General features: G+C 44.5%; 17 protein-coding genes, 1 pseudogene and 1 riboswitch. Of the genes and pseudogenes, 8 read left to right on the top strand and 10 right to left on the bottom strand.

The genetic code is table 11. The features are described from left to right. Positions 1-243: 243 nt before the first annotated feature. The 4 genes from BM358_RS05625 (at position 244) to BM358_RS05610 (ending at position 6,345) form a co-directional block, all read left to right on the top strand. On the top strand, positions 244-1,650 hold the full coding sequence (locus tag BM358_RS05625; RefSeq protein ID WP_023987359.1) for a sucrose-specific PTS transporter subunit IIBC: 1,407 nt from the start codon (positions 244-246) through the stop codon (positions 1,648-1,650). Between the two features lie 18 nt (positions 1,651-1,668). Next, positions 1,669-3,924 carry a beta-glucosidase BglX gene (gene bglX / locus BM358_RS05620; RefSeq protein WP_028543156.1) on the top strand — a complete coding sequence of 752 codons (2,256 nt, stop codon included), beginning with the start codon at positions 1,669-1,671 and terminating at the stop codon, positions 3,922-3,924. Continuing rightward, complete coding sequence (locus BM358_RS05615) at positions 3,917-5,296, top strand: glycoside hydrolase family 32 protein (RefSeq protein WP_028543155.1); 1,380 nt, start codon at positions 3,917-3,919, stop codon at positions 5,294-5,296. Before bglX ends, BM358_RS05615 begins: the two co-directional genes overlap by 8 nt. Positions 5,297-5,511: 215 nt before the next feature. After that, on the top strand, positions 5,512-6,345 hold the full coding sequence (locus BM358_RS05610) for a helix-turn-helix domain-containing protein (RefSeq protein WP_023987362.1): 834 nt from the start codon (positions 5,512-5,514) through the stop codon (positions 6,343-6,345). A 112-nt stretch (positions 6,346-6,457) separates the two neighbouring features. On the opposite strand, the gene queF is transcribed toward BM358_RS05610, so the two are convergent. From queF to BM358_RS05580, 6 genes are all read right to left on the bottom strand, one after another. After that, positions 6,458-6,955, bottom strand: coding sequence for a preQ(1) synthase (gene queF / locus BM358_RS05605; RefSeq protein WP_013309106.1), 498 nt, complete (start codon positions 6,953-6,955; stop codon positions 6,458-6,460). Positions 6,956-7,385: 430 nt separating this feature from the next. After that, the gene (queE, locus tag BM358_RS05600; protein WP_028543154.1) at positions 7,386-8,249 is read right to left on the bottom strand and encodes a 7-carboxy-7-deazaguanine synthase QueE; all 864 of its coding nucleotides are present in this window, start codon (positions 8,247-8,249) and stop codon (positions 7,386-7,388) included. Further along, positions 8,242-8,733: a 6-carboxytetrahydropterin synthase QueD gene (gene queD, locus BM358_RS05595; RefSeq protein WP_023987364.1), complete on the bottom strand. Its 492-nt coding sequence runs from the start codon at positions 8,731-8,733 to the stop codon at positions 8,242-8,244. The genes queE and queD overlap by 8 nt, the downstream gene beginning before the upstream one ends. Next, positions 8,726-9,409 carry a 7-cyano-7-deazaguanine synthase QueC gene (queC, locus tag BM358_RS05590; RefSeq protein WP_013309109.1) on the bottom strand — a complete coding sequence of 228 codons (684 nt, stop codon included), beginning with the start codon at positions 9,407-9,409 and terminating at the stop codon, positions 8,726-8,728. The genes queD and queC overlap by 8 nt, the downstream gene beginning before the upstream one ends. Before the next feature lie 134 nt (positions 9,410-9,543). After that, positions 9,544-9,587: riboswitch (PreQ1 riboswitch) on the bottom strand. A 79-nt stretch (positions 9,588-9,666) separates the two neighbouring features. Further along, a complete protein-coding gene (locus tag BM358_RS05585) occupies positions 9,667-10,371 on the bottom strand; it encodes an AIM24 family protein (protein ID WP_013309110.1) in 705 nt (234 codons plus the stop codon). 25 nt (positions 10,372-10,396) lie between these two features. Continuing rightward, on the bottom strand, positions 10,397-10,837 hold the full coding sequence (locus BM358_RS05580; protein WP_023987365.1) for an SH3 domain-containing protein: 441 nt from the start codon (positions 10,835-10,837) through the stop codon (positions 10,397-10,399). A gap of 313 nt (positions 10,838-11,150) precedes the next feature. Here BM358_RS05580 and BM358_RS26375 point away from each other — a divergent pair, with 313 nt between their 5' ends. From BM358_RS26375 to BM358_RS05570, 3 genes are all read left to right on the top strand, one after another. Beyond that, a complete protein-coding gene (locus BM358_RS26375; protein WP_023987366.1) occupies positions 11,151-11,306 on the top strand; it encodes a hypothetical protein in 156 nt (51 codons plus the stop codon). 223 nt (positions 11,307-11,529) lie between these two features. Next, complete coding sequence (locus tag BM358_RS05575) at positions 11,530-12,297, top strand: hypothetical protein (RefSeq protein ID WP_028543153.1); 768 nt, start codon at positions 11,530-11,532, stop codon at positions 12,295-12,297. A 71-nt stretch (positions 12,298-12,368) separates the two neighbouring features. Continuing rightward, positions 12,369-13,352: a helix-turn-helix transcriptional regulator gene (locus BM358_RS05570; protein WP_023987368.1), complete on the top strand. Its 984-nt coding sequence runs from the start codon at positions 12,369-12,371 to the stop codon at positions 13,350-13,352. Between the two features lie 40 nt (positions 13,353-13,392). On the opposite strand, the gene BM358_RS05565 is transcribed toward BM358_RS05570, so the two are convergent. From BM358_RS05565 to BM358_RS05550, 4 genes and pseudogenes are all read right to left on the bottom strand, one after another. Beyond that, on the bottom strand, positions 13,393-14,064 hold the full coding sequence (locus tag BM358_RS05565; RefSeq protein WP_023987369.1) for a 3'-5' exonuclease: 672 nt from the start codon (positions 14,062-14,064) through the stop codon (positions 13,393-13,395). A gap of 243 nt (positions 14,065-14,307) precedes the next feature. Next, positions 14,308-16,209, bottom strand: a complete 1,902-nt coding sequence (locus BM358_RS05560) for a 5'-nucleotidase C-terminal domain-containing protein (RefSeq protein WP_028543152.1) — start codon at positions 16,207-16,209, stop codon at positions 14,308-14,310. Positions 16,210-16,403: 194 nt separating this feature from the next. Then, positions 16,404-16,828: pseudogene (locus BM358_RS05555) on the bottom strand (ImmA/IrrE family metallo-endopeptidase). 11 nt (positions 16,829-16,839) lie between these two features. Further along, positions 16,840-17,313: a helix-turn-helix domain-containing protein gene (locus BM358_RS05550; RefSeq protein ID WP_028543151.1), complete on the bottom strand. Its 474-nt coding sequence runs from the start codon at positions 17,311-17,313 to the stop codon at positions 16,840-16,842. A gap of 332 nt (positions 17,314-17,645) precedes the next feature. Between BM358_RS05550 and BM358_RS05545 the strand changes: the two genes are divergently transcribed. Next, entirely contained in the window at positions 17,646-18,122 is a 477-nt protein-coding gene (locus BM358_RS05545) for an ArpU family phage packaging/lysis transcriptional regulator (protein ID WP_013309118.1), read from the top strand. The last annotated feature ends 53 nt before the right edge of the window (positions 18,123-18,175 follow it).

The raw sequence follows: 18,175 nt of genomic DNA, 5'->3' as shown, positions 1-18,175 counted from the left end.
TTGAAGTGCACCTTTAAAATACATGGGGATAAACCAGAAGGTTATTCCAGTATGTATTCTAGGGTGCACTTTATTGTTTCATCATAATTAATCAAAAGTATAAAAAGGTCAAAATTTGACCTTAATGTAGTAAAATAATCCCGCTGTTTGAAAGCGCAGTCATGATATTCTTAAGAAGCATATTTGATCAAATTTTCAAATGATTCAGACTAACTAAGAGGAACAGAGGAAAGGAAGAGACTGATGAGTCTTGAAAAGGAATACGTTAAAATAGCCCAAGATGTCATTAAAGGGCTTGGCGGAGAAGACAATATTATTTCCATGGCACATTGTGCCACACGGCTGAGGCTGATTGTAAAAGATAGAGAAATTATTGATGATGAATTTATTGAGAATATTGATAAGGCCAAAGGCGTTTTCTTTACCTCTGGGCAATATCAAATTATTTTTGGAACCGGTACTGTAAATAAAGTATACGATGCCATGGTTGGTCAAAGCATATCTGCTACATCAAAGGCTGATTTGAAAGAAATGGCCTCCACCCAAGATGATAATCGGTTCAAAAGAATGATCCGAGTTTTCGGGGATGTATTTGTTCCGATTATGCCCGCATTGGTAGCTACAGGATTATTCATGGGAGTTAGAGGCTTAGTAACTCAGCCTGCACTGCTCCAGTTATTTGGACTTACGCCTGATCATATTTCTGCGAATTTCATATTGTTTACACAAATATTGACCGATACGGCTTTTGCATTTTTACCCGTGTTGGTATGTTGGTCGGCCTTCCGGGTGTTTGGTGGATCGCCGCTATTGGGGATTTTGATTGGATTAATGTTAGTGAGTCCTTCGTTGCCTACATCCTGGGATGTCGCCCAAAAAGTTCAGGAACCACTAGTGTTTTTCGGATTCATTAAAATTGCAGGCTATCAGGGCTCGGTTCTGCCTGCTTTCATAATAGGTGTCGTGGGGGCGATGCTGGAGAAGAAGATCAGGAAGTCAGTCCCCGATGCATTGGACTTAATTCTAACACCGTTTCTAACATTATTAATAACACTGGTACTGGGATTGTTCGTAATTGGTCCCATTTTTCACGAGGTGGAAGCTTTAATATTAATGGCTGTTACCGCCATTTTGAAATTACCATACGGCATCGGCGGATTTATTTACGGTGGCATCAATCAGATTATTGTAGTTACCGGACTACACCATGCCTTAAACCTGATTGAAATACAGATGTTAGTGGGCAATGGTTGGAATATGGTGAACCCGATCAGTTCGGCGTCGATTTGCGCACAAGCGGGTGCTGCGCTAGCTGTTGGTCTAAAATCCAAAAATGTAAAAACCAAATCCATTGCTTATCCTTCTACCTTGTCAGCGTTGTTGGGCATTACAGAACCCGCTATCTTTGGGGTGAACATTCGATATGGCAAACCGTTCATGATGGGCTTGATTGGAGGAGCGGTTGGTGGTTTCTTCGCACGTATATTTAATATTCAAGCAACGGGGATGTCGATTACAGCCCTACCTGGAATGTTATTGTACCTGAACAATCAGATATTTCTTTACATTTTAGTTTGTGTAATCGGCTTTGCTGTAGCATTTTCGCTAACGTGGATCTTTGGGTTTAAAGAAAAAACAGATAACAAATAAAATGATGTGGGGAGAATCATGGACAACAACACACTACTTAAGAAATTGGACAGCCTTTCAATAGAAGAGAAAATAGGCCAGCTCATCCAACTGACCGGTGATTTTTTTGAAGGGGATATAGACACTGTTGTGACGGGGCCTTTAAAAAAATTAGGGTTAAACGCCGGCTACAATATATATAACACAGGATCGATATTGAACATCACTAACCCAGAAAAAATTATCCAGTTGCAAACGGATTATTTAGAAAAATCGATTCATAAAATTCCGCTGCTGTTCATGGCAGATATTATCTATGGGTATCGAACTATCTTCCCGATTCCGATTGCACAAGCATGTAGTTGGAATTATGAGGGAATAGAACATGCGGGTTCGATTGCTGCCCAGGAATGTTACGACGAAGGTGTTCACGTGACCTTTTCCCCCATGGTAGATATCGTTAGAGATCCCCGTTGGGGGCGGGTGATGGAATCGCCTGGAGAGGATACTTTGCTAGCGAAGAAATACGCTGAAAGCATGGTTCAGGGGATACAGGGAAGAAGCTTGGAAGGGATCATACCAGCCAATAAAATTGCCGCTTGCGTCAAGCATTTTGCCGCTTATGGGGCACCTGTCGCTGGACGTGAGTATAACGCCGTGGATATGTCGGAGCATACGCTGCGAGAATATTATTTGCCAGGGTATCAAGCTGCAATCGAAGCGGGGGCAAAGCTTGTTATGACGGCCTTTAATACCTTGAACGGCGTCCCTGCGACAGGAAACGAGTGGCTTAACCGCGACGTGCTAAGACGAGAAATGAATTTTAATGGTGTGTTGATCTCGGATTACGCCGCTATAGAAGAACTGATCATGCACGGTTATGCTGAAGACGAGGCTTCAGCCGCAAGGATTGCGTTATTGGCTGGTGTTGATGTGGATATGAAGACAGCGATATATGCCAATCAATTGGAGAAAGTAGTATCGGATAACGAGCATATGCTGGAGCTTTTGAATGAGGCTGTATACCGTGTTTTAAAGCTAAAAAATGATTTGGGGCTTTTTGAGGACCCGTTCCGCGGATTACAGGAAACCGTTCAGCGGTCGAGAAACAGTATTCTGTCAGATGAACATAAAAAAGCCGCGCTGTCCTTGGCTGAAGAATCCGTAGTCTTGCTGAAAAATGAAAATCAACTACTGCCATTGTCTAAACATACCAAAGTAGCTTTAATCGGCCCTTACGCAGATGAAAACTCTACCCTGGGCATGTGGGCCATTAAGGGGGATGAGGCGGATACCGTCAATTTGAAAATGGGATTATTAAAGCATGTTGATCCCGACAATCTCTCGGTTTGCAAAGGGGCGCATATGCTCCCCACTAATGCGAGAGAAGCCCTTGGAAAATATGCGGACAAGCTGGCTGCTGAAACAGTGGATGAGGAGGCCCTACTGCACGAAGCGATCCGGAATGCTAACGAAGCGGATGTCATTGTACTCGCCTTGGGAGAAAGTATTTATCAGAGCGGAGAAGGGGGATCGCGAACGAACCCGACGCTTCCTAAGCCGCAAATGAAACTGCTCCATGAATTAAGTTTACTGGGCAAAAAGATGGTTCTGATCGTTTATAGCGGAAGACCTTTGATTCTTACCGAAGTAGCCGGAAAAGTTGACGCTATTGTCCAAGCCTGGTATCCAGGAACGATGGGCGGAGAAGCACTGGCCAATATACTGTATGGGGAAGTCAATCCATCGGGGAAATTAGCCATGACCTTTCCACGAAGCGTTGGACAAATTCCGATATCCTACAATGAGTTGAATACAGGAAGACCAAATTTAAAGGAAAATGGTTCTTATCGGTTTGCATCCCGATATATTGATGAAGTGAATGAACCCTTGTATCCGTTTGGCTATGGTAAATCCTATACCTCATTTGAATACAGCCTATTAACAGTTAGCCAAAAAGAAATGAAAAAAAATGAGTCAGTTGATATCTGTATTTCTGTCACCAACACTGGAATTTATGATGGAAAGGAAACGATCCAATTATATATTCGCGATAAATTTGCAAGTGTTGCAAGACCAGTGAAAGAATTAAAAGACTTTAAAAAAGTTTTTTTGCAAAGTGGCGAGACCCAAAATGTCGAATTTTCAATTCATGAAGAGATGCTTAAATTTTATGATCGTGAAATGCAATACAAAAGTGAACCCGGCGAATTTGATATTTATATCGGGTCAAGCTCGCAGGAAATTTTGCTGAGTTTTAGTTTTGTTTTTTTACCGGAGGATGAGCATGAATAAAAGCGACGCGTATAACCTGAAATATCATATTACTCCTCCTTACGGTTTGCTCAATGACCCTAATGGACTTGCCTATTTCAATCATCAATATCATGTGTTCTATCAGTGGAATCCAAAAGGAACGGAGCATAAAAATAAATGCTGGGGCCATGTTGTTTCCAGCGATCTGGTGCACTGGCAAAGGAAAAGTGTCGCGCTGGAGCCTTCAGAATGGTATGACAAGGATGGCATTTATTCGGGCGGAGGCATTGTTCATAATGAAAAGCTGTATCTGTTTTATACAGGAAATGTAATCCGAGATGATGGAGTAAAAGAAAGCTATCAATGCGCCGCGATTTCGGAGGATGGCGAGTATTTCCAAAAAATAGGTCCCTTGTTTGAGCACCCCAAAGGTTATACCCGGCATGTTCGAGATCCGAAAGTATGGAGAGACCAACACGGGAACTGGTGGTTGATTGTTGGTGCTCAGAGAGAAGATTTGACTGGAGATACGCTTATCTACAAATCTAAAAATTTGTCCGAATGGGAATGCCAAGGATCATTTGTTGATCACGATCATCAATTTGGATATATGTGGGAATGTCCGGATGTACTTCATTTTGCCGAAAATGATGTTTTTATTTTCTCTCCTCAGGGTTTACTGGAGAAAGGCGAATATTATAAAAATCCTAATCAATCGGGTTATATTGTTGGCAAATTATCGGATACAGGCAAATTTAACGGCAACCTTTCCGATTTTAAAGAGCTTGATCGAGGATTTGATTTTTACGCGCCACAATCATTTAAGGTTAATGACAGAACCATTATGTTCGGATGGATGAGCGCCATGAATGAGGAAGCGGAGAGAGCTGTTCCGACCATTCAGGAGGGCTGGATTCATGCATTGACACTTCCTAGAGAAGTGGTATTGATGAACGGTGTGTTGTACCAGAAACCATTGCCGGAATTACAATTGTTAAGACTGGATGACATGCATTACAAAGGGGAAATTCAAAATAACAGTGAGTGGTTACTGCCTTCTACACAAACGGAGCTCATTGTTCATTTTTCCTTACTCACAGAAAACTTTAAAATGATCATTAGGGATGCTGTGCAATTTGACTATGATTGGGAACAAAATAGTCTGACAGTTTGGAGAACAAACTGGTTGACTGGCGAGAGGGAGTACAGAAAAGCAACATTAAATAATAAGCTTGCAGAAATGCAAATATTTATTGAAAGCTCAAGCTTGGAAATATTTGTTAACGAGGGTGAAGAAGTGTTTTCCCTGCGTTATTTCATAGAAGATGCAGACCAACGCAATGTATTGCTTGAGGCAGGAGACAATGTAGGTGAAGTTAGAATGTATCAGTTGCAGGAATGTGTAGGTTAACATTTTTTTGCTTGCCGAGTTGCAAGTAGGCTAAGGAAGGCTGTTCATTATCCCGTTTACGGGAAGAACTGCCTTCTTTTTTATTTTGGTCCGTTGAATAGATTCTGCTTGTCCGGGCATTTTACTATCGGTATAGTATGAGTATTAGTATAAGAGTTTATTGCTTAATATAGAATACAGATGGATCACTCATGGCTGGCTGATGAGGTGTAGTGATGAAAAAAATATATGAACATATCGAAATAGACAGAAAAAAAATGATTAACCTTTTTATGTTCCAATCCAGAGATACAGAAAGAGTCATTCCTATGCATTTTCACAGCAATATGGAGTTGATCTACTGTACAAGTGGAAGTCTAAAGGTGTGGCATGAAGGAAAAATAACTATTTTGATGGAAAAGGATGCGCTATTCATTAACAGCAATGTCCCGCATTCCACGCAGAGCATTACGGAGAACCAAGTCATTGTGCTGCAATTTCCAGACACTTTCTTTGCCAATGAACAAGTAATCATCCAATTAAACACGCAAGAGAAACAAGTTGAAGATACTATAATCTCTAAATTAAGAGGATTGTTTATGGATATATATGATCTACATATTTCCAAAAGCAAATACGACTACATTTTAGAGCAAAGCCGAATTATTGAACTGAAATATTTGCTTGTCAATCATTTTAGTCAAGCAACAGACATTCCACCGGAAGTATTTAGTGAAAAGCAACGAAAGATAAAGACAATCATGGACTTTATTAAAGAGCATTATACTGAAAATATTAGCCTGGCCAAAACGGCCCGTATCTGCGGTTATTCGGAGGCTTATTTGTCGCGAATGTTTCATGAATATACAGGCCAGACGTTTACCGAATACAAGCAAATTCTTTGTTTGGAGAAGGCGATCGATTTACTGGATTCAACTAATAAGTCACTTACAGAAATTTCTTACGAGGTTGGGTTTCCAAACGAGAAATCTTTCAGAAAGGCTTTTAGAGAAGTTATGGGTAAAACACCGTATGAATATAAAAAATCAAGATTTGATCTGGATGTGTAACGCCACGAGCATGCACAGCATCCTTTCAGTACAACCAAGGGGCTGTCCCTTGTCATTTGATGACTTTAGGACAACCCCTTGATATTTACGCTATGTCAGAAGAGTTATTAGCTTAACGGTTATCGATCTTTTCCGGGTACATATCATGGTTCATCATGCGGTGCTCCGCTATCTGTTCGTACTTCGTTCCTGGCTTGCCGTAGTTGGTGTACGGGTCGATAGAGATGCCGCCGCGTGGCGTGAATTTGCCCCATACTTCAATGTAGCGAGGGTCCATCAGCTTAATTAAGTCATTCATGATGATATTGACGCAGTCTTCATGGAAATCGCCGTGGTTACGGAAGCTGAACAGGTACAGCTTAAGGGACTTGCTTTCTACCATTTTAATATCGGGAATGTAGCTGATATAGATGGTTGCAAAATCAGGCTGTCCTGTAATCGGGCACAGGCTGGTGAACTCCGGGCAATTGAACTTTACAAAATAATCCCGATACGGATGTTTATTATCAAAGCTTTCGAGAATGGCGGGATCATAGGCAAACGTGTATTGTGTGCCTTGATTGCCAAGCAGGGTAACGTCGGTCATTTCTTCGGGTGTTCTTCCGGTCATTGGATGGGGCTCCTTAAGTTTGGTTTGGTAAAAGAGATAGGGAGTTATGGTGGTGAGGAGGATAGGGGATGCTCCGCGAAGGATTTGAGCTTCCGATCGCTGTCGAAATGGGATTCTTTCTGATAAGGTGAAAGATATAGGTTAGAATCCCATTTCAAAGGCGAACGCTAACGCTTCTACAGCTTCAAATCCTCCGCTTCGCTGCCGACCGCCGTCAACACCATAAAGTCCCTACCCGTTTACATATTGGTTGGGGCAGAAGTGAATAGTGCTCGCTCCTTTATAAAAGGAGCGAGCTTGTTGAGAACCCCGTCCTTACGGACGAGGGTTTCTCTTGTTTTGTAACTTGGGTGTCGAGGGTGTACTTCGACTAATTTGGTGTATCTTGTGTATCACATACAGCCCATACGGAATATATTACATATAAGTGTTATACGCCGCGTTTATTGCCCCATACGAGGGTGTGGAGCTGCGGGAGTACTCTTACGTCGTTTAGTCGGGAATCGTCCATGACACGGTCGATAAGCCATTCATAACGATGGAGTAGGGACTCCGCAATCTGTCCGGTGTTCTCCGTGTTCACATCTGGATTACCCGTCTGGAGGAACAGCGGTACGTGTGGATAGCGCTCGTGAACGATGCGGGCATAGGCAAGATCGGTGTCATCGAAGATGACGACCTTCAAGCTGCAAGCTCCGGTATAGAGCCGCGCAGATTCATTAGCGGGTTCCTTCAAGCCTGGTGCGGTTGGGACGTTGGACGTAGCTCGGGACTCACTAGCCATCTTCCGGTTCGATAGACGGGCGACGATATCATCCAGCACGTCCCAGTTGGTCGTCATACCAGAGCTGGGCGGCTTCGGGGATAGGGTTACCTCATCGATATCGTATAGCCATTCCTGCCAACGGGAGCCTTGTGTTTCGACAGCGGTGGCAATGCCTTGGCTGCGCAGCAGGGTGATTAGCTCCCCAATCTGCGGTAGCAGAGCAGGATTGCCTCCAGAAAGGGTCACATGCGAAAACCGTTCGCCACCGATGGCCTTCAGCTCCTGCCAAATGTCAGTGGCACTCAGACGACGGATCTGGTCCTTGGCGCTGCCGTCCCAGGTAAAGGCGGAGTCGCACCACGAGCAATGGTAATCGCAGCCTGCGGTGCGAACAAACATCGTTTTACGACCAATGACCATACCTTCGCCCTGAACGGTAGGACCAAACACCTCTAGTACGGGAATAGGGGCTAGTTTGGTGCCGTGGGAGGCTGTCATGGGTTGGTGAGTCGTCACGGTATTACTCATCGAGCATCCACTCCCGTCGGAACTCGGCGTAGCTGGTAGGTGTCTCGAACAACCGTACAAACTCGGTACGTCCACCTGCGACACGGTTGCAGTATGCATCCGAGGTCAAGGCTGACTCCATTTGTTCAAAGATCCAGACGACCATATTTTCCGCCGTTGTATTCATTGGAGGAAGCGTCTCATTCAAGTAACGATGGTCCAGAAAAGGCTCAAGCCGCTCTTTCCAGATCGTTTTGATGTCACCAAAATCCAGCGTTAGACCCGTTTCGCCCGGTATACCGCTTATGCCAAACACGACGATATAGGTATGTCCGTGCAGATTTTTGCATTTGCCTTCGTAGCAGTGCAAATGATGTGCTGCATCGAATGTAAATTGTTTGCTGACTAGTACACGTTTGCGGTGATAACGCAGCTGAGAGTGCTCAATGTCTGTCCCGAACTGCTGGAGCTTATCGACAATGCGAAAGGTACCTGGCTCACGCATGACCTTCAACTCCTTGGGATGAAGCACCGCGCACCGCGAGATACTGCTCGAGTCCAGCACGGCGAAGTTTGCAAGCAGGGCATTCGCCACAGCCGTCGCCAATGACGCCGTTATAGCACGTTAGTGTACGTGTTCTTACAAATTCAAAAGCTTTCAGCTCATCGGCCATGTGCCAGGTTTCGGCCTTGTTCAACCACATGAGCGGGGTATGAATCACAAAGGGATAGTCCATCGAAAGGTTCAGTGTGACGTTCAGCGATTTGATAAAGGAATCCCGGCAATCGGGATAGCCGCTGAAATCCGTCTCACAAACGCCTGTAATCAAGTGGCGCGCTCCTTTTTGCTTGGCGAGAACTCCCGCGAAGCTCAGGAACAGTAGGTTACGACCGTCTACAAAGGTGCTAGGCAGTTCGCCTTCCTGTTGAGTAATGTCAATGTCGGTGCGTGTGAGGGCATTAGGGGCTAGTTGATTAAGCAGGCTCATATCCAGTACCGTTTGCGGAACACCCAGCTCGCGGGCAATTCCAGCGGCTACTTCGATTTCCTGCTTGTGGCGTTGACCGTAATCGAACGTCACGGTTTCTACTTCAGCAAAATGTTTTTTTGCCCAAAATAAACAGGTTGTGCTGTCTTGGCCGCCGCTGAATACGACGACTGCTTTTTCGTTTGCAAACATAAAAAAACCTCTCGATCTTCTTGGAATGGTGCAAGACATGGAGCCTTGTCACTTGGAAGAAGGAGAGTTCTTGAACCGACTTCAACAAAAAACAGGCCTTGCCCCGCGAATTCATTTTTCTTGCGGAGGACAAAGCATCGTTAGTTTTTTATAGAGGGAGTTCGCGAACCTCTCCCATGCATGACGCATGGATTTTCTCCATTAGTATCTGCCATGAGGACAGACGGCTATAGCATTGTCATTATAGCATGGCAGGGCTATTTGATAAACACTCCACCAAATGGAATGACTTCCCGTAAAAATCGCTTGATCACGCCATCGTCGTTCATATCCTGTTGAAGCCGCCGATGATGTTCCCCAGCATGAAATAGTACGGTACCCTGTCCGGTCATTTTAAAATGATAGTTCATATGCTGGCTGGCCAGATGGTTGCCGTACACGGTCAACTCTAGTTTAGCGTTTTCGGGATAGGCAATGACGCTGCTTGCATCCACATATATCGGCTCTGTGGGATGAAGCTGTTCTTGACATACCAATCCCTGCGTCAAAAGACCGATTTGACCAACACCATCGAATTTCATTTTTATAACATCGCGGCTAAACAACATGTTTTTCATGCTTAGCAGCTTGGTACGCATTTGGATACCGGAGCTGTACCAGAACAGGTTGCGAAAATCGTATAACAGATCATCGCTCCCTTCAAGCTTAATCATTTTTAGACTAAAGCCAGGCGGAAGTGCGGCAATTAGGCGACAAGCTCCTGTGAAATCGGCTTGAATCAGTTTGTGTTTGCGATACATGCCCTTAATATTCATCAGTTTATCACTACGGCCTGAGCTGGGTCCGCGGTATGCGATGATTTGCTGCGGATGCAGAACATGCAGCTTTTCTCCTTCCGCCAGATCGAGCGTTACGACCGAACCGACGCTTTCATCATGGTGTTGTCCTGCTTGTATGTCCATTCAGACCTTTCATCCTTTCAGACAGTTAGTACCTTCCCGAACGTCGACGCATCCCGTAACGCAACAGTCGGATACCGATAAAATAACCGGCCAGCAGAATTATAGCTGTGATGATGAGCATTTTATTTCGGTGTGAAGCCTGATCGCGCTGGGTTTGAAGATTTTTTAATTCTGTGACAGTGTCAGTCAGCTTGCGGTTTTGCTCCAGCAATTGGGCATTTTGCTCTTGATAGGCCTCTAAGCTGTTACGAGCCTTTTCCAGATCTTCCTGTGTTTGTCGGTAGCTTTCCTTGAGCTGGTACACATCACCGGGCAACCGCGAAAATTGCTCGAAGCCTTGGTACACATCATCCCAATAAGCAGCATGTACTTCGGGTACACGAGTTATCCCAAAAATAAACAAAAGTGCTATAGCAGCGCAGACAATGCGGCGGTACAAAGCAAAACGACAAGTTGGTCGTGCCAAGAGATGTTCCCCCTTTTGATAAACCAAGATGTTAGGTGATACGGATCATTACCCATATGACATGGTTACGTATAATATAACGATTCGGATGCAGATTTTAGAATAAATGGACGACAAATACGGAGAAAATGTTCTCAAAAAAAGTCGATATATTAGTTTAAGTGTACCTTAAAACGGGTATATCAAGGAAGCGGCAACATTCCGGCATTTTTTCCAGCATACGAGTAAAGAACGATCCGCACCTGATCAGGGCTTAAGTTGAATATATGAACTGAAATATATTAAAAATTGATATAGAAGGAGATTTTGCAAGATGAATGAGAGAGAACAAAACTATAAAACTTTAAAAATCACTGTAAATGGAAAGCCGTTATCAAAGGATCTCGTTGTAGATAGCACTACTTTTGCTCCTATATCTGATATTTGCACAAAAACGAAAGTTTCTTTAACAGAAACTACAATCTCATAAGTATAAATATAGAAGTAGACTATAAAATAGCCCGGCATATGCCGGGCTATTTTTGCGCATTTATGTAATTAAAATGGTTTAAAATGTTATTTACCAAACTAGGTCCCCCTTCATAAAGATTCCCATGTATAATTTTCACAATCAAACATACGTTCCCTGACAATATAGTGTCAGATAACACTGTTAATTTAGAGTTACATGTTCTTTTAGGGGGAATTTACCAGTGGTGAAGTCAATGCTCAATGTAACGTGCACATGGGACAAAGAGTCTATATCTGCGAATGGGTCCAAACAAGTAAATCTACTGATAGAATGGGGCTATGGAGCTATACGTAAAAGAAAAGGAAATCTAATACCGAAAGCAGCGGGATGTGACCTTCAACTCCAGTTCATTCCAGAAAACGGGGTAAGTCTATTAAAAGCTGAAGGGGTGAGGCTCGGTTTTAAACGCTCAGAAAACGGAGATAGCATGTTTGTTCACTGTGGTGATGTACGGCGGGGAAAATATAGACAGGCTATTTTAACGTTTTCTATACCGGCTCACTCGTCCGGAAGACATACGATTGGAATGATGGAGTGGAGCTGGCGCAAGCCATCGCAGGAAAAGCGAACGCTGATCCGGACAGACCAGCTCTATATCCATTTCACGCATCATCTTGGTCTGCTGAGCATTCCATCCAACCCGAAGGTGGAAAAATACATAAAGCTGAATGAGACGTCCCCTATTGTAAAAAAAGCATTGCGTATGTACGAGAAAGGGGAATATGAGCGAGGGGCGTTCATCCTTACCAGACAAGCAGATGAATTACTTATACGTGCAGCAAGAAGCGATGACATGGACTACCTGCAGGAAGCCGAGTTAATTCTGGCCATACGCAATAAATGGAGTGGTACTTTTGTCTCATTCACAGCGTATAGTTCTAAGGTCATTTTTAATAAAGCAATATCGGTAGGAGATGTTCATTTTACTGAAAATGATATTTTAAGATAGGCAATTATGCTAGTTTATTTGTGTAATATAGTGAGTCTAATTTACTATCTTTTTGTAAAGGAGAGACTTCCTTGACTGATCGGTTGATACGTTTAATGCGGATTATTACTATTGTTCAGGCAAATCCGGGGATATTGGCAAGAGAGCTTGCCGAACGTTGTGAAACATCAGAACGTACTATATACCGGGATATGGAGGCGTTAAGCGCTATGCATATTCCGATTACGAATATGGGGCATGGCAAAGGGTACATTTTTATTAGTAATTTTGCTTTGTATCCTCTGAATTGGACGGAAGAAGAGGTAGAGGCTTTTACCAAGCTGGGAGAGATTATGGAAACGGTAAAGCCTCTTTTACCGCCAGCTTTTGAAAGTGCTTATGAGAAAGTGATGGCCTCTAGTCAGAAAAAAAAGATGGACCAGACGAGCTTCGCGCAGGAAATGAAAAATATCATCCGGCTCGGCTCGACACTTGATCGGGAAAACCAGCCCTATCTGCTCAGGCTGATTGTTTTGGCGAGTCTTACGCAGCAGACGATTGAAGCGGAGTACAGCTCGCCTCAAAATGAAAATGTATCCCTAGTTCAGGTAGATCCTTATTGTTTGGTTCCGCAGGATCGGCGATTCTATATGCTTGGTTTTTGTCACAAGCACTCCGCTATGAGAACCTTTCGGATCAGCCGCTTTCGGAACATGAGAATTTTGCCGTATACGTTTCAAAAAAATACAACTGAAATGGAAATGTTTTTTAAAGGGACCTGGTCGGTGACCAAAGGAAATCAGAATATCCGGTTTGTGGTACGTTTTTCTGCCGAATCTGTATATCGGGTCAAAGAAGAGGAGCTGTTCATCAAGCCTTTTCTTAAGGATTTGCCGGATGGAAGTTTGTTGTTTGAGGTGACGGTCAATCATGACCGTGAATTTTTGGATTGGCTCACTTCCTATGGAGCTGAGGCCGAGATCCTGGAGCCTTTACGGTACCGCAAACGAATGCAAGAAATGCTGCGGACCTGGGGAGCATTCTATTTCGATAAAAAGGCAGGAAATCAAGAATAACAGGGGGAGATCCCCCGGAACGGGCCGGGGAGCTATCCGTTTAACGGTCTTTAAACAGGTTGGCGAGATTGCCAAAAGGACTGTACTGCTCCTGTTCTTCTTCTGGTGAGGAGTAGACGAGCTTCGAGCCGCGGCTTTCCTCATCGTCAGCAGCATTATGAACTAATGTAATACGATCAAAATGGTACATGAAAACCTGTGCGGTGTTCACGGCATCATCCAGTGCCCGGTGTTGTTGACCGTCGAAGTCAATGTTGCACAATTCCAGCGCCTGAGACAGGCTCAACTGACGGTACTTTCCATTGGAACTAAACAGACGGGAAATCTGCTTCTGTATATCATTTGTATTATGAATCCATCCGAGATCTACATGATGGGTACGACAATGGGATACCAGCTTCTGACGGTCATCCGGGCCCCATGCGCATAAATAATAAGGGGAATCCGTACCGAGCCAGGCTATGAATTGCTTCACAGCTTCAGGGAATAGTGGGGCGGCATCAATGTCTCGTTGAGTAATACCCGTGAACTGAACGGTATCTGTAGAGAGTACAGGCCGATTCGAGGGTCTTACAAAACTGTGAAACGTATCCGCAACGTATAGGCCATCGTCTCCCTGAACAACTTTGACGGCACCGATATCAATGATTTCGGAGGAATATCTGGCGTTACGGCTAACGGTAAATTCAAGATCGTAAATAATGTATTGCATTTCTGGACTCCTTCCACACATATAACTGATCCCAATGGATATCGGGACGAATGTTCTCTGCCCGAATGACTCTTCTCCATCATACCTCTCGGTTCACAACTTGTCAGCGGTTAAAAGGTTTGCTTTTAAAAAAAATATGCGATGTCCAAATGAGCTTGGACTATCGCATATCTAAAAACGCCTGACATACAGCAGCATCCGAAACCACTAGGATTCCGGACGCTGTTTTTGCTAGCTATTGAATTAGGCCGGGAGGTCTAACTTTTGTCCCGGATAAATGCGGTGAGGATTCTTCAACTTATTCAACTGCTGAAGCTGTTGCCAGGTGGTACCATGTTTGCGGGAAATGTCATACAGCGTATCCCCGGATTTCACAACATATACATGGCTATTTGTAACTTGTGCAGAAGCGGATGTCTGCTGTGGCTTGGCTGTTTGAGACTTTGCCGGTGCCGGTTTTGCGGGTGCTGGTTTCGCAGCCGGTGTAGGTACGGATTGCGGCTTTTCCTGCACAGGTGCGGGTGTTGCCGTTGAAGCAGATGGCGCAGCTTGTGTGGCAGGGACAGAAGTTTTACCATCAGCCTTGGCTTCTTGAATGCGACCGTCCGCTTGTACTTGCAGGCTAGCGGAGCCCACCTTTTGCATGTAGCGAATTAACGCTTCGTCAAGCGAGCCGAACATACCTGCCTGTGGATATTTAGCGAACATCGTATATTGGTCACCACCTACGGCAGTAAAATCATTGGTGGCCAGTGTGTATGTTGCCTCAGGATCAAGTGTCTTCCCGCCAATCAGGATGGAATGAACACGGCTCCCTTTGGCTGCTGATGTGTCTATTTTGAACGAGATACCTGATACCTGTGGGAAACCTCCGCTTGGCTCTGGATAGGAGGCTGTACCATTTTCCAGTGCGGCCTGAATGTCAGAGCCCTTCACTTTCAGGGTAACGATCTGGTTGCCGAAGGGCAGCACAGTGATGATGTCTCCCTTGGTTACTGTCCCCGTCTTGATGGAAGCCCGTATGCCGCCACCGTTCGTTAAAGCCACGTCTGCTCCTGAAACATCACGCATAGCATCGGTGAGCAGGTCACCGAGATTGGTTTCACTTGCACGTACCTTTTCGCGTGCTCCTTCCAGATCCACACTCGTTTGCGTTACAACCTCTTTAAGAATAGGTTCCTGGTCCTTTTGAATGGAGGCGATCAATGCAGCAATCTCAGCGTCGGGCTGAACGTCGACTGCTTGAGTCGAATCAATCAGCTTGGCTTGCTTTTGCGTAACCTTACCGCCGTCGACCCATAAGTCCACAACACCCAGATACTTGGTGTATTCACCTGCGCTAGCGATCAATGTACCATTGTCACTAATCAAGCCTTTTTCCAGAACGGTATGGCTGTGTCCATCGATGAAAATATCAATGCCAGGCACTTCCTTAACTACCTTAAGGCTGGTGTCCTTACTAGACGCATCCTGCCCCAGGTGACCAAGAACAACAACGACATCTACTTTGCTGCGGATTTCATCAACAGCCGCTTTGGCCTCAGCCGCAGGGTCGGTGAATTGAATACCCTCAACATTTTTGGGATTAGTCTTATATGCTGTTTCTGGCGTAGTCAAACCGATAATACCGATTTTAACGCCGTCCACTTCTTTAATAACATAGGGTTTGAACAAACGTGTTCCGTCTGTTTGTTTAATATTGGCGCTGAGCACAGGGAACTGAATCTCCTTACTTAGCTCAACAAGATGCTTCCAACCATAATTAAACTCGTGGTTACCCGGAACCATAGCATCATAACGCAACTTGTTAATCACTTTCACAATGCTCTCACCGTTAACCAAAGTAGCGAAGGTCGTTCCATGAACGGTATCCCCGTCATCTAGCAGCAGTGTATTGGGATTGGAAGCCCGATACTGATCAATGATACCCGCCAGCTTGGCGAATCCCATTTCCTTGTCGTTCGCGGCCACGTGGGCATGGGTATCGTTCGTATGTAGGATGGTGATGTGCTTACCGCTGACTGGAGCCGTTGCCGTTCCAGCTGTTCCCACATTGGTTGCTGGGTCTGCTGCTGCTGTACCAAGACAACCAAGTAGAAGCGCGGCAGTCGTCAGGATCGACGAGAGTTTTTTCCATGAGTTCATGTTGTTCCTTCAACCTCCCATAAAATAAATGAATTAGAGAAACCGCTTACGACCACATTTTATCAGATGATTGTAAAAATAACTTCTATTTTATATCAAAGCACTAAAATTTTTTGAGATATCGGTTGTTAAATACATCGTCTAGTTACCTATATTGTAGAGGAAGTAATAAACAGTAACTCATGGAATGAGAACTAACGTTCTGTTTTGTAGTCAAAAAAAAGGGCAGTCTCTTTGGGCAGCCCGATCCGGGGTAAATAGTGATCCAACGTTTCGTCAGCTAGTGGCGGTTTTCCTTCACTCAGCAAAAGCACGGCAAACCGATTGGCCTGCTGTTCAAATTTTCCTGGGGAAAAGTAGGAGTGCTCCTCCATAAAAAAGCGGCTAATGCCTTTATGCAGTCGGTCATGTCCAATTCATGCGCACAGACGAACCGTTCCCATTCGGGTGTGAGGCCATTGTGGATAACGATAAATCTTCTACGCAGCTTGTGGTAATACAGCCCTTTGGTTGTGGGGCCTAGATCGCAGTATCGGATATGGATACCCAAAGCTTTCGCAATATCGAAGGGGCAGTTGGTACGGTATTTTCGGACAAGTTTGTGAATGAGTTCGTTCATGCGCTCACCTACTATCCCTGATCTTTGCCCGCTTGGGGCTCTTTGGGCTTTTTATGTTTGTTCATCTGCTTGGCTTCCCAGAACAGACCTGTCAGCACGTCCTTGATCCGTTGACGGTCTTTTTCATCCAGCGGAATGCCATCGAACATTAATTCGTCGTCTTCCTCCAGCATTTTTTTAAAATCCCGGCGGTCTTTGGAGGTTGCCCATTCCGGCACAGTAGAACGATAAAGTTCATGTGGATTTTGCTCCATTGAATCATCATCTCCCCAATATCCGGCGGCCTTCATCATTTCGGTATAGGATACGCTAAGCGCGTCCGCTATTTTGCGGAGAGTGGAGGGTTTGGGGATTCCGCGCAGTCCATTTTCAATGCGGGAAATTTGTGAATTGCTTATACCTGCAGCATCTGCCAACTGGTTGATGCTCCATTGCTTGTGCTCACGCTGCTGTTTTAAGTAAGTTCCGAATGCTGGCTGTTCCACAATGGGGGCTCCTTTCTGCAAGAGAATCATAGATACTAGTTTTATTATACCATTAGGTAAATAGTAAAAGCACGTAATATGCCAAAAGGCATAGGAAAATAAAGCGAATATCCTGTTTTTAGAGCTATACTGCTTTTTTTGACGATGGATACCTATCCTAAATAATGTTATGTTATACTCAAGATACGAACAAAAGGGGAACACAATGTAAACACGAACGTTTTTCTATTTCAGGATTTTGCAAAATTCGATTCCAATCGCTTCGAAGTGCAAAATCCTCATTTAAAAATACATCATTGTCAAAAGGCATAAGATAAGGAGTGTTGCTTTACATGAGAAATAACTTACCCGAATTGGACCGTCGCAAAACGCAGAATGCATTGGAGGGTGTGTTTGAGAAATACCGAATTTATAAAACGATTACTTTTATGGATCGGGAGAGCTTTATTACGGCTGGCTATACGGATCGCCCGAACGGCCCAACGAATGTGACAAGCGATCCAACGGCCCGGACAGCCGTATATAATGTAGATGCTCCTGCCGCCCGCTTGGCCTACTGCGAAATGGTAGATGCCGTAGTGAGTCGCTTGAATGAACGCGAACAGCTGCTCATCCGTGAACGTTATTTAAAGGATGACGATGTGTTTGATTACAAGGTTTACAATTACGTACTGGACCCTCCGGTCAGCAAGGATACGTACACGAAGCTTCGTACGCGTGCTTTTTACAAAATGGCGCTTGCACTGGCGGACCAAGGCGTTTTAAATTTGGCAGGCTTGCAGAAGGGCGCGGATCGAAAACTGGGTTAATGTAATAATTATCCACTTGTTCTCATTTCTATTTTAAAATGGTTTCCTAAAAG

Origin of the sequence: Paenibacillus sp. cl130, assembly GCF_900116035.1 — a bacterium.
In the GTDB taxonomy this organism is placed as follows: domain Bacteria; phylum Bacillota; class Bacilli; order Paenibacillales; family Paenibacillaceae; genus Paenibacillus; species Paenibacillus polymyxa_B.
This window is presented reverse-complemented; position numbering and strand designations above follow the sequence as displayed.